Raw genomic sequence first — 12,006 nt, 5'->3', positions numbered from 1 at the left:
TCACGGGCGCGCCGGTGCTGCCGCTGATGGCCGCCGCTCTGGCCGCCGGGGCGACCATCCCGCAGATCGGTGCGCTCTCCGCAGCCCGCTGGTCGGCCCTGCTGCACGGCAGAGCCGAACTCGCCCCGGCCTTCGCACTCGAAACGATGAGCAACGATGCCGCCTTCCTCCTCGGGCCCGCCCTCGCGGTGCTGATGGCGACCCAATTGCACCCGGCGGCGGGCACGGGTGCTGGCGGGGGCACTCGTCGTCGGGGCCGGACTCGTCTTCGCGGCACTGCGCCGTACCGCCCCTGCCCCCGCCGAGAGGGAGGTGCGGGGCGGTACGTCCGGCGGGGGACCGGGCCGGCTGTGGACCCGGCACTTCGGCACGCTGCTGGCGGTCAACGCGGCCCTCGGCGTCTTCTTCGGCTCGACTCAGGTATCGGTGAGCGCCTTCGCCGCCGTCCATCACGCCGCTTCGGCGGCCGGGTTCCTGTACGGGCTGATGAGCGCGGCGAGTCTGCTGGCCGGTCTGGTCTACGGGCGCTGCCACCGGCACAGTCCGCCCGGCCACCGGCTGCCCCCGATCCTCACCTTCCTGGCCTGCGCGTCGCTGCTGCCGATGCTGGCCGATTCCCCCTGGCAGCTCGGCCTTGCCCTCCTGCTGCCCGGCGCCGGCGTCGCTCCTTGCGTCATCGTCGCCTCGACGCTCGTCGAGTCGGTCATGGACAGGTCGGTCCTCACCCAGGCCTTCACCTGGACGAACTCCGCGTGCGCGGCCGGCATCGCCGTCTCCGCCGCGGTGGTCGGCCGGCTCGTCGACGGTACGGGGACACGAACCGGCTTCGCCGTCCCGCTGCTCGCGCTGACCGCAACGGCGGCCCTGACCTGGTCGAGCCGCATCGCGCTCACCTCGGCCACGGCGTCCACCTCGGCCACGACGACTTTCGGCCGACTGCCGGAACAGGCCGATTCGGCCGGTGCCGCGCCCTGACGGGCTGTGGCGGGCGCCCGGTCCGTCCGCTGTTGCACCCCGGGGGTGCGAACACGACACCCGGTCTCCTGAGCGTTGACATGTCTCCTACCGAACCCTCAGGCTCGGCTGGTGACAACGTTGTCCGAAGAGAAGAGGTGAGTCGTGCGGGTGTTCAGCAGACGTGGGCAGGACGCGGGCGCAGGTGTGGTCGTAGCCGTGCTCGTGGCGGCGTCACTCGTGGCGGGGACGGGCCCGGCCGCCTCTGCCACCTCCGCGACTTCGGCCGGACCGGCGGGCGCGGGCCCGGAGGCGGGCGGTTACTGGGCCACCTCCTACGAGCCCGGGACGCCCCGGCCCGCGGGCTTCCCGGCCCGGGGCAAGGCGCGGAATCTGCGCGGCGAGACCACCGAGGTCACCACCACCGTGCGCGACGTACGGTCCGGCCACCCCAACGACACGAGCGCGCAGGAAGGCGTCACCAGCCTCTCCGACCAGGACTCCGCCACCAAGTGGTACGCCCGCGACAGCGGACGGCCCACCGGGGAGAAGCCCGTGTACGCGATCTACACCCTGCGCACCCCGGCGGCTGTCACCGGCTACTCGCTCACCTCCGCGAACGACGCGCCGCCCCGCGACCCGGCCGCGTGGACCGTGCTCGGCAGCGACAGCGACTCCGCCGCGACGGACGCGGACGACTCCTCGTGGCACGTCCTGGACCAGGAGAAGGAGCAGCGCTTCGGCGCCCGCGGGCAGACCAACTTCTATCCGGTCACCACCACTCACGCGTACCGCCACTACCAGCTCCGCGTCACGGACAACTGCGCCGACCGGTGCCAGGGTCCGACCGCCGACCGCTCGAAGCTCCAGCTCGCCGACTGGACCCTGCGCAGTTCCGCTGGATCCACGGCCGCCGGGCTCGGACTCCGGGTCGAGAACGCCGACTCCGTGGGAGCGGCGGACGGCTCGGCCGCGCTCCGGTACGCGGGCCGGGTCCTCGCCCCCGGACCGGCCTCCTCCACGGTGGTCCTGCGCTCCGGCCTCGACGTCCCCCTGGTGCGCGGTTCGAGGCTCAGCTACGCGATCCGCCCGGACGACGCGGCCTCCGCCCACGTCGCGCTCGACGTCCTCTACACCGACCCGGACGGCCGCCACCCCCGTACCCGCGAGGTGCGGACGGCGAACAGGAAGCCGGCCCCGGGGGAGTGGAACACCGTCTCGGCCGACCTCGGCGCGCTCGCCGGGAAGCACGTCAGCGAGATCCTGCTGCGCTACGACGACACGCATGCCGAGCCCGGCTCCGGGCCCAGGGGCTGGATCGACGACGTCAGCCTCGGCAAGGCCGTCGTCGACGCTTCGACCAGCTGGAGCTACCTCGACACCCCGGGCGTCGACCCGGCGCGCGGCAACGAGGACCGCACGGCGTGGACCCGGACCGGCTTCGACGCCGGGGACGTTCCCTGGAAGACGGCCACCGGCCCCTTCGGCGCCAAGAACGACGGCACCGATCTCGGGGACGGCTTCCCCGTCCGCACGAAACTGAGGCTCCGCAAGGACGCGGGTGACGGTGCGGGGGACAGCACCGAGGCGTACTTCTTCCGCACCTCCTTCTCGATGGACCGCGCCTCCCTGGACGCGATCAGCGGGCTCGTCGGCACGGTCGTCTACGACGACACCGTGACCGTCTACCTCAACGGCAGGCGCATCGCCGGCCACGGCGACGGAAAGATCACGAAGAACCTCCAGTACGAGACCCCGGACGGGACCTCGGGCGAGGGGGACCCGGTCACCGCCCGCTTCGGCGTACCGGCCTCTGCCCTGCGCACGGGGACCAACACCCTGGCCGTCGAGGTGCATCAGTGCAACAGCACCAGCTCGGACATCTACTTCGGACCCGGCCCGCTCGCGCAGACCGCGGGCTCCCTGCCCTTCACCGACGAGCAGCTGGGCGCCTCGTACGCCTCCGACACCCAGCCCGCCGCGCCCGGCGGCGGTGACTACTTCACCTGGCTGCTGCGCTCGTTCGACGCCGCCCGGAACGAGCCGTCGCTCATGGGGGCCAACGAGGTCCTCCCGAAGGGAACGACGTACGAGGAACTGACCGCGATCGACGACCGGACGGTCGTCGACATCAACAACGCCCCCTCGGGCCCCACCGACCCCCAGGTCCACAAGGCACTCGTGGACGGCGCGAACAGTCCCTACCGGACCATGGCGGACGGACTGGGCACGACCCTGGGCGGGCTGTACGGGCAGGCGCTGAAGAACGGCGAACTCCCCAAGACCGAGGCGCTGCTGTCCGGCCGGGTCGAACACACCGCGGACTCATCCGCCGACTGGTACCAGACAGCCAAGAACAACTACCAGTACAAGCGCCCCTTCGTCCGGATGGGGTTCACCGAAGAGCAGGGACTCATCAAGCCGTGGGACAGCCCCGGCGGCTACGCCGGTCTCGCGGGCGACGGCTCCTTCCCGAGCGGGCACACCAGCCACGGCTACGCGCAGGGCATCGTCCTCGCCACCCTGCTGCCCGAACTGGCACCGCAGATCCTGGCGCGCGCCTCCGAGTACGGGGACAACCGCATCCTGCTGTCCTTCCACTACCCGACCGACATCATGGGAGGCCGGATCGTCGGCGAGAAGACCGCCCAGCTGCGCTGGTCCGACCCGGAGTTCCGCACGCTCCTGGAACAGGCGAAGGCCGAGCTGCGAGCCGTCCTCGTACAGAAGTGCCGTGAGACCGGAGCGGGCGACTCGCTGACACGGTGCGCCGGCCGGGGAACGCCGTACCTCCCCACGGACCGGGCGCTCCGGGTGTACAAGCAGCGGATGACCTACGGTTTCCCGCACATCGGCGCCGAGGGCCGGCCGCCCGCCGTTCCGGACGGGGCGGAGGACCTGCTGCGCACGTCGCACCCGAAGCTCACCGGCGCCCAGCGGCGTACCGTGCTCGCCGCCACCCAGATCCCCTCCGGCTCGGCGCTGGACGAACAGGGCGACGGGGGCAGCTGGCAGCGGATCGATCTCGCGGGTGCGATGACCGCGAAGGTTACCGCACACCACGACGGGACGCTGACCGTCGACGGGGTGCGGGTGAACGCGGACGGAACCCGCACCGGAGAGTAGCGACCCCGTCCCGCGCTACGTCTCGTGCCGCCGACGGGCGAGATGGACGATGATGTCGGCGGAGATCTCGACCGTCTCGGGCAGAACCCGGAGGATCCGGCTGAAGATCTCGTCCTGCCGCGGCCGCGGCAGGACGATGTAGGCCGAGACGGTCGAGAGATATCCGAGGAAGTCGCCCGCGCTCATCGTCAGGCGGCTCTCGATCACGGTCTGCTGGACTCCGTCGAACCACTCGGACCGCTGGAGTTCCGTGCCGGGCCACTGCATGTCGTGCTCCGGAGGTGTCCCGTCCGGGGACGGGACACCGTCGTCCTCCAGGAACGGTGCCCGTGCCGCGCGGACGGCCTCCTCCACAGCCGGGTCGGCCAGTCCCACCGGCCTGCCGAACGAGGTGAACACACCGCCCGGCTCCAGCAGCCCGGCCATGCGGGACCACCGGCCCGCCGGCTTCGTCCAGTGCAACGCCGCTGCCGCGTAGACGAGTCCGAACCTCTCGTCCGGCCGCAGCTCCTCGAATGCGGCGCGGGCCGTCCTGACGCCCGGCGGCACATGCTTGCGCAGCTCGGCAAGCATGGCCGTGTCAGGATCGGTCGCCAAGACCGGGACCCCCCGCCGGGCCAGCACGCGGGTGGCCTTGCCGGTCCCGGCGCCGATCTCCAGGGCGGTGGAGACCGGCTGACCGGCGTACGCCATCACCACGTCGAACAGCTCCACGGGATACCCCGGCCGGAACCGCTCGTACGCTTGCGCCATCGTTCCGAAGCTCAGTGCACGACGAGACATGCCGAGCATCCTGACACGAGGTGCCCCGTCAGTGCCTGGTCGTTTCGGGCGCCCCGGCCTCCCCCTGCCGGGGAGCGGGAGGCTCGGGGAGCAGCGGCCGCTCTGCCGCGTCCTCGGTGCCGGTGACCGCCTCCGCGGCCAGCCGCTCCATGCCGCTGGTGGTCTTGAGGGGCTTCTCCCTGATGAAGAGCACCGCCAGCAGGCCGAGGAAGGCGAAGGGCGTGGCGATGAGGAAGAGATCGCCGGTGGCGACTCCGTAGGCGTGCTCGACGATGTTCTTCATCGGCTCGGGCAGCGTGGTCATGTCGGGTACGGCACTGCCGTGGCCGCCGGCCGGCGCCGGGATGCCGTTCTCCGCGAGGCCCTTGGTCATCTCGCTCGCGACCCGGTTGGCGAGCACCGCGCCGAGCACGCTGGTCCCGACGGTGCCGCCGAGGCTGCGGAAGAAGGACAGGACGGACGTGGCCGCGCCCAGTTCGTGCGCGGGTACGTCGTTCTGGGCGGCGAGCACCAGGTTCTGCATCAGCATGCCGACGCCGATGCCCATGAACGCCATGTAGAGGCTGAGAAGTCCGAAGTGCGTGTCGGCGTCGATCGTCGACAGCATGCCGAGCCCGGCCGTCATGATCACGGCGCCCGAGACGAGGTACCGCTTCCACTTGCCGGTCGCGGCGATGATCTGCCCGGCGACGGTCGAGGACACCAGCAGACCACCGATCAGCGGAAGGCTCATGAAGCCCGCGACGGTCGGTGACTTGCCCAGGGAGATCTGGAAGTACTGCGACAGGAACACGGTTCCGGCGAACATCGCGATGCCGACGAAGAAGCTGCCCAGGGTGGTCAGCGTGACCGTGCGGTTGCGGAAGATGGCCAGCGGGATGATCGGCTCGGCCGCCCGCGACTCCACGAAGACCGCGGCTGTCAGCAGCACCACGCCGGTGATCACCAGGGCGGCGGTCTGCCAGGACGCCCAGTCGAAGTTGTTGCCGGCGAGCGAGGTCCAGATCAGCAGCGCGCAGACGCCCGCGACGATCAGGAAGGCACCCAGCCAGTCGATCCTGACCTGACGGCGTACGGTCGGCAGCTTCAGGGTGCGCTGGAGCAGCAGGATTCCGGCCAGTGCGAACGGCACGCCGACGAAGAAGCACCAACGCCAGCCGAGCCACGAGGTGTCCACCAGGACACCGCCGATCAGCGGACCGGCGACCGTGCCGACGGCGAAGACCGCGCCGAAGATGCCCGCGTACTTGCCCAGCCTGCGCGGCGGGATGATGGCCGCCATCACGATCTGGGCGAGCGCGGTGAGGCCACCGGCGCCGATGCCCTGGATGACGCGGCTGACGATCAGCGTGTTGACGTCCTGCGAGAATCCGGCCACCAGCGAACCGACCACGAACAGGCCGAGCGAGAGCTGGAGCAGCAGCTTCTGGTTGAACAGGTCCGCGAGCTTGCCCCAGAGCGGCACGGTCGCCGTCATCGCGAGAAGCTCGGACGTCACGACCCAGGTGTACGCGGACTGGCTGGCGTCGAGGTCCGCGATGATGCGCGGCAGCGCGTTGGCGACGACGGTACCGGCGAGGATGGCGACGAACATGCCTGCCATCAGGCCGGACATCGCCTGGAGAATCTGCCGGTTGGACATGGAGGAAGGCGCCTGTTCCGGCGCCTCGATTGCGGTCACGGTGTCCTTCTTCGGTGCTGGAGCAGAACAGGGATCGGCGGTGAAAAGAGGGGGCCGTGCCGGTGGCAGGCGGCGGGGCTACCCGGGGGGCCGCGGGAGGCCGTGGGCGAGCTGGACGAACACCTCCTGGAAGGTGTCCGCGAGTTCCACCTCTCCGGGGTGGTCGCACCAGTGCTCGATGGCGACCCGTACCGCGGTCTGGGCGATCGCGGCGAGCAGTTGGGGGAAGAGGCCGTCGCCGACGGGACGGGATGACGCCGGAGCGCCCCCCGAATCCGGGGCCGCGCCGGCGGACCCGGATTCGGTCCCGGTGTCGAGCCAGTCGGCGATGGCGGCGGCCAGGGCCCGTTGGTCCGCCACCTGGGCCTGGAGGCCGCGCTGGATGAGGTGGGGGGAACGCTGGAAGACCTTGGCCTGGAGGGCCCAGAACTCCTTGCGCCGCTCGAATCCGCCGAGCTCCTCCGTGAGCGCGTCGCGGACCACGTCGAGCGGCGGACGACCGGCGGGGGCGAGGCGCACGGACTCCCTGATCCGTTCGCCCACCGCCTCGTCGATCAGGACGAACGCGTCGTCGTGGCTGGGGAAGTAGTTGAAGAACGTCCGGGGCGAGACCCCGGCGGCCTCACTGATCGCCTCGACCGTGACGTTCTCCACGCCGTGCTCGGCGGCCAGGCGTACGGCGGCTTCCGCGAGGGCGTTGCGGGTTGCCCGCTTCTTGCGCTCCCGAAGCCCCGGTGAGGAGGGCTTCTTGCGCTCGGAGGGCCCGGACGCGGAGGGCTTCTTGGTCGGCACATCTTGCATAGTAGGCAAAAATGCAGAACCTGCAAAATTATTCGGCTGTCGGCGTCTCTCGGCCGTTGACGGCGTCCGCGATCCGCCGGGCGGCCTGGGCGGGGGTGAGCCGGGTGGTGTCGATGACCTCGGCCTCGCTGTGGAGCCAGCTGCGGGCGGCCTCCGCGTAGGGCTCAAGGTAGGTGAGGCGGAAGGTGGAAGGGCCGAGATGAGCGTCGCCCTCGATACGCCCGCGGAGGGTGTCCTGATCGGCGTGGAGGACGAAGTGCCGTACCGGAATGCCGTGGTGGGCGAGGCCCGCGCTGATCTCGCGCCAGTACGGCTCGACCAGGACCGTCATGGGCACCACCAGGGTGCCGCCGGTGTATGCGAGCACATGGCGGGCGGTCTCGACCACGAGCGGCCGCCACGGCGGCCAGTCCTGGAAGTTGCCCGTCCAGGGCAGCCCCGGTGTGATGTCCATGAGCATCCCGCCGACCTGCTCGGCGTCGAACACCCGTGAATCCGGGATCAGCTGCTGCACGAGTGCGCTGGTCGTCGTCTTGCCCGCACCGTGGGTGCCGTTGAGCCATACGATCATGGGGTCCGATAGTAGGGGGCTGTACGGGCGCCCGACGGGCATGGCCGGCCCGTACGGCGTCGAGCGGTCCACCGGATCCCGCCCGCCCCGGCGGCTCAGGCCGCGTAGACCTTGAGGCCGGAGATCTGGGCGGCCGGCCAGCCGGTGTTGGCCGTGATGGTCAGCCGTACGTACCGGACGGGTGAGCCCGTCGGCAGGGTGAGGGTGGCGGTGTTGCCGTTCGCCGGGTCGAATCGGTGGCCCGCCGCCGCGAGCAGCTGACCGGAGACGCCGTTGTCGATGCCGCCCTGGACCGAGACCGTCTGGGTCCGGGCGCCCCAGGCGCTGGACGGGGGCAGGGTGAGCAGGATTCCGGCGGACGGTGGTCGCGGCACCGAGATCAACCTGGATCCACTGCGGGAAGGAGCTGTTCGCGGACTCCCAGTAGCTGTTCGGGTCGTCGTCCACCGCGTTGCCGGAGCCGTAGCCCTGGGTGTGACCGCTCTCCGTGGTCGGCCGGCGCAGGGCCAGATCCGTGGTGCCGTCGGCCGTTCCGGTCCTGGCGGTGACCTGGTTCGACGGGAGCGAGACGCCGCCGGCCGCGTCGAGCGCGACCACATGGAAGACGTAGTCCGTGGCCGGGGCGAGCCCGGTCACGGTGAACGACGTGCCGGTGACGGTGCCCACCTGGGGCCCCGACTGACCGTCCACGCGCAGCACGCGATAGCCGGTGACACCGACGTTGTCGCTCGCCGCGTCCCAGACCAGCGTCACCGAGCTGCTGGTGCGGCCGGTGACCCGCAGCCTCGCCGGGGCGGTGGGTGCGGTGGTGTCGGCTCCGCCCGGGGGCGTCGGCGGGGTGGGGCGGACCGGGGTGAGGCCGATCTCGCCCTTCAGCATCCGGCCGCCGTCGCCGGTCAGTCTCAGGTAGTAGTCGGACGAGCAGGCGGTGCCGTCCTCGTCCAGTGCCAGGAGTCCGGAGCCGGTCGGAACCCCCGCCTGGGTCTCGGCGGTCTTGGCGATCTGGTTGCCCTCGTTGTACTCGTCGAACATCGATATGTAGATGCCCTGCACCCCGGCCCGGCACATGTTGTAGAACTGCCGCCACATGAAGTCGCCGTGCGCGCGCTGGCGGCCGGACACATCGCCGGGCAGCACGCACGGCTGGTAGTCGATGCCGTGTGCCGCGCAGTCCGCCTCGTCGCCGACCGTGTAGGTGGAGTAGGCGTTGTCGGAGTCACCGGCGTTGCCGATCGCGCCGACCATCCACGGGGAGATCATGTGGAAGGCGTGGTAGACGTCCCCGTACCCGGTGCGCGTCCCGGCGCCACCCGTACGCCACTCGCGCGGCACCCCGCCGATGACGTAACAGCCCTGGTCCTTGAACCAGTTGATGACGTCAAGGCAGGCCTCGGTGGAGAACGGGTGGTTGTCGTCGTTGAAGCCGAGGCCCCAGACGCACACCACCGGCTTGCCGTTCTGGGTGGCGTACTGGGGTGAGGCCGTGTGGGCCTTCATCTTGTTGGTCCAGTCGGCCCTGATCTCCGACCGCATGCCGGTCCAGCCGGTGACGTCGTACATCACGTAGAACTTCACGTCGTGCGACTCGGCGGCGGACCGCACCTTGACGGCCATCGCGTCGCGGGTCGGGCCCTCGCCGCCGGTCGGGTTGAAGCGCTGCAGCGCCGCCGTGTCGATGCCGTACTGCCGCATCCAGAGAAAGTGGGTGTCGACGGTCTGCTGGTCGTAGGAGGAGAACAGTGCGGCGGGCTGCCCGTTGCCGAGGTCGCCGTAGGCCGTGGGGTAGCTGTGCGCGTACTCCCGCAGGTCGGGCCAGCACTTGGTGCCGGTGTTCGACGGGGACGGCGGCCGGCTCCAGTCCTGGGTCCAGTGCCACCAGCCGTTGATCGGGGCACCGTCGCCCGCACAGGCGAACCAGCCCTGATAGCCGACGGTGACCTTCCCCACCACATCCCCGGGCGGACTGCCGGCGGCCACCGCGGCCCCGGCCAGGGCGGTCTGCGTGCCCCCTGCCGCACCCACGGTCGTGACCGCGATGACCGCTTGCATGAAAGTCCGGCGTGTGACGCCCATCAGGAAACTCCTCGACTAGGTCAACTCGGGTTGTGCCAGGGTCAGTTGGTAAGTCGGTGGGTCCGGATTCCGCTGCGGGGATCGTAACGACACGGTTACGTGTCGGCAATAGTGCGCGCACATTGCGAAAATATTGACGGAGGCAACGCAAAAAATGTTGCGACATGGGTCCACGAGGCTTTCCGCCCCCTTGGACGTGCGCTCATCCGTTGGCGGAGGCTTGCCCTGCCTGCGCTGACAGCAGTGGAATCCAGTGCTTCATCACGTGCCGCAGACGCTGTTGGTGGTCGGCGATCCAGTCGTCCGGCGGTACGAGCGGAACCCTGACGGTGACCATGGACCCCGACTCGTCCTCCACGACCACCTCCGGACAGTCACGCTCGCCGGGTGCGCGTCCCAACTGGTCATGTCGGCAGGCCCGTCCGACGGGTCACTTCGGGGACCAGTCCGTGTCCGCGGCCCATCGCTCCGCCGCGGCCATCAGTACTTCGGTCGCCGGGGCCTTGATCTGGACTTAATCCATCAGGTTCGGCACGCTCTGCGTCAGCCGCTGCTTGAACGCTCCCCATGCGCGACGAGCCGTCTCATCCCCGCGCAGGTAGTCACGGAGCAACAGCGCGAACCGCGCGTTGGGCCCGGCACTCTCCCGGAGGTGGACGTTGCACGAGCGAGCGCCGACGGGCGGTGCGAAGACGAGCTTGCGGCAACGGTGGCCGTTCGACACCTCGAAGCGGTTCCACGGCTCCGGCCGGCACCGGAAGCCGATCGCGGCCAGCAGCGGTACGTCACGCGCTTCGTCGATCGCCCTCATGCGCACCTGGACGTCGATGCAGCCCTTGGCGGGCAGGCCGGGCACGGAGGTCGACCCCACGTGATCGATGCCGACCGGAAGATCACCCAAGGCGGCACGGAGGCGGTCGGCCAACTGCTCGAACTCACCTGGCCACTCCGGTCGGTAGTCGACCACGGCAACCTGGTGGCGCTCATCCGGGAACGGCATATCACCGCACTCTAGTGGAGCTCCGCGTTGCCCCTGTGACCCTCAGCAAGACTGACGTTCTAATGTGGTCGTCGACCGAAGGAGGCGGCGCATGGCTGACGTCCTGGATCTGATCTGCTACCCCATCAAGGGATGCGCAGGCACTTCGACGAGCGATGCGTTCGTTACGCCGGCGGGTCTCGCGCACGACCGCAGCTTCATGGTCATCAGCGAGGACGGGGTCTACCGTACCCAGCGCCGTCACCCGCGCCTCGCCCTGATCCGGCCTGCCGTCAGCGCCGACGGCACTCGACTCGTGCTCGACTCGGCCGACAGCACGGGCCGTTACGAGACGGTGCGCCTCGACGTGACCACGTCCGCGCCGCGCCGCGACATCGATCTGTTCGGCGCCGCCTTCCAGGGCATTGACCAGGGTGACGACGCCGCCGCCTGGCTCTCGGAGGTCCTCGGTGCGCCCAGCCGTTTGGTCCGCGTGCCGCCGGAGCACGACCGGGTCGCCGACGGCCTGACCCCTGGCCCCTCCGGCTATGCCGACAGCAGCGCCGTGCACCTGCTGTCCCGCGCCTCCCTCACCCTCCTCGACCGGCGGATGGCCGAGCGTGGCGCCCCGCCTCTGTCGATGAACCGCTTTCGCCCGAACATCGTCGTCGACAGCCGCAACGGTCACGGTCATGACAGCGACGGCGGCGACTGGGCAGCCGTACCGCACGGCGAGGACCGCGCACGCCGCATCACCATCGGCGGGGCCGAGTTGTGCTATGCCAAACTCGCGGTGCGCTGTGCGGTCACTCCGGTTGAGCAGGAGGTCGGCGCGCGGCGGGGGCCAGAGTCCTTGCGCACGCTCGCGGGCTGCCGGCGTGCGGCGAGCGGGGGCGTAGTGTTCGGCGCGAAGTTCTCAGTGATCCGGCCGGGGAAGCTGTCAGTAGGCGACGAGGTGGTCGTCCAGGAGTGGGGCGACGCCGAACTCCAAGAACACATAGTGCGATGACTTCAGGCGCCGCCAGCAGATGTCGTCGC

Annotated in this window: 9 protein-coding genes and 1 pseudogene; 3 read left to right on the top strand and 7 right to left on the bottom strand. The window is 70.4% G+C overall.

From position 1 onward, the window contains the following. Positions 1-228: 228 nt before the first annotated feature. Positions 229-975: a hypothetical protein gene (locus RLT59_RS00775; RefSeq protein WP_311301543.1), complete on the top strand. Its 747-nt coding sequence runs from the start codon at positions 229-231 to the stop codon at positions 973-975. Positions 976-1,161: 186 nt separating this feature from the next. Next, positions 1,162-4,080, top strand: coding sequence for an acid phosphatase (locus RLT59_RS00770; protein ID WP_311307571.1), 2,919 nt, complete (start codon positions 1,162-1,164; stop codon positions 4,078-4,080). 15 nt (positions 4,081-4,095) lie between these two features. Here the strand turns inward: RLT59_RS00770 and RLT59_RS00765 are convergent, their stop codons facing one another. The 7 genes and pseudogenes from RLT59_RS00765 to RLT59_RS00735 form a co-directional block, all read right to left on the bottom strand. Continuing rightward, the gene (locus RLT59_RS00765) at positions 4,096-4,863 is read right to left on the bottom strand and encodes a class I SAM-dependent methyltransferase (RefSeq protein WP_311301542.1); all 768 of its coding nucleotides are present in this window, start codon (positions 4,861-4,863) and stop codon (positions 4,096-4,098) included. Between the two features lie 28 nt (positions 4,864-4,891). After that, the gene (locus RLT59_RS00760; protein ID WP_311307570.1) at positions 4,892-6,505 is read right to left on the bottom strand and encodes an MDR family MFS transporter; all 1,614 of its coding nucleotides are present in this window, start codon (positions 6,503-6,505) and stop codon (positions 4,892-4,894) included. Between the two features lie 117 nt (positions 6,506-6,622). Next, on the bottom strand, positions 6,623-7,336 hold the full coding sequence (locus RLT59_RS00755) for a TetR/AcrR family transcriptional regulator (RefSeq protein ID WP_311301541.1): 714 nt from the start codon (positions 7,334-7,336) through the stop codon (positions 6,623-6,625). A gap of 37 nt (positions 7,337-7,373) precedes the next feature. Next, entirely contained in the window at positions 7,374-7,916 is a 543-nt protein-coding gene (locus RLT59_RS00750; RefSeq protein WP_311301540.1) for an ATP-binding protein, read from the bottom strand. Positions 7,917-8,267: 351 nt separating this feature from the next. Further along, a pseudogene (locus RLT59_RS00745) lies at positions 8,268-9,989 on the bottom strand (fibronectin type III domain-containing protein); the annotation flags it as partial. A 202-nt stretch (positions 9,990-10,191) separates the two neighbouring features. After that, positions 10,192-10,389: a DUF5959 family protein gene (locus tag RLT59_RS00740; RefSeq protein WP_311301539.1), complete on the bottom strand. Its 198-nt coding sequence runs from the start codon at positions 10,387-10,389 to the stop codon at positions 10,192-10,194. Between the two features lie 114 nt (positions 10,390-10,503). After that, positions 10,504-10,989 (bottom strand): GrpB family protein, encoded by a 486-nt coding sequence (locus RLT59_RS00735; RefSeq protein WP_311301538.1) that lies wholly within the window; start codon positions 10,987-10,989, stop codon positions 10,504-10,506. 91 nt (positions 10,990-11,080) lie between these two features. On the opposite strand from RLT59_RS00735, the gene RLT59_RS00730 reads away from it, so the two are divergent. Next, positions 11,081-11,977 (top strand): MOSC domain-containing protein, encoded by an 897-nt coding sequence (locus RLT59_RS00730; RefSeq protein ID WP_311301537.1) that lies wholly within the window; start codon positions 11,081-11,083, stop codon positions 11,975-11,977. Positions 11,978-12,006 lie beyond the last annotated feature (29 nt).

This window comes from Streptomyces sp. ITFR-6, from assembly GCF_031844725.1.
Classification (GTDB): domain Bacteria; phylum Actinomycetota; class Actinomycetes; order Streptomycetales; family Streptomycetaceae; genus Streptomyces.
This window is presented reverse-complemented; position numbering and strand designations above follow the sequence as displayed.

Bases quoted from the DNA above. Each gene is read 5' to 3' on its own strand.
- RLT59_RS00765 (WP_311301542.1), bottom strand. From the start codon at position 4,863: ATGTCTCGTCGTGCACTGAGCTTCGGAACGATGGCGCAAGCGTACGAG.
- RLT59_RS00760 (WP_311307570.1), bottom strand. From the start codon at position 6,505: ATGTCCAACCGGCAGATTCTCCAGGCGATGTCCGGCCTGATGGCAGGC.
- RLT59_RS00750 (WP_311301540.1), bottom strand. From the start codon at position 7,916: ATGATCGTATGGCTCAACGGCACCCACGGTGCGGGCAAGACGACGACC.
- RLT59_RS00735 (WP_311301538.1), bottom strand. From the start codon at position 10,989: ATGCCGTTCCCGGATGAGCGCCACCAGGTTGCCGTGGTCGACTACCGA.
- RLT59_RS00730 (WP_311301537.1), top strand. From the start codon at position 11,081: ATGGCTGACGTCCTGGATCTGATCTGCTACCCCATCAAGGGATGCGCA.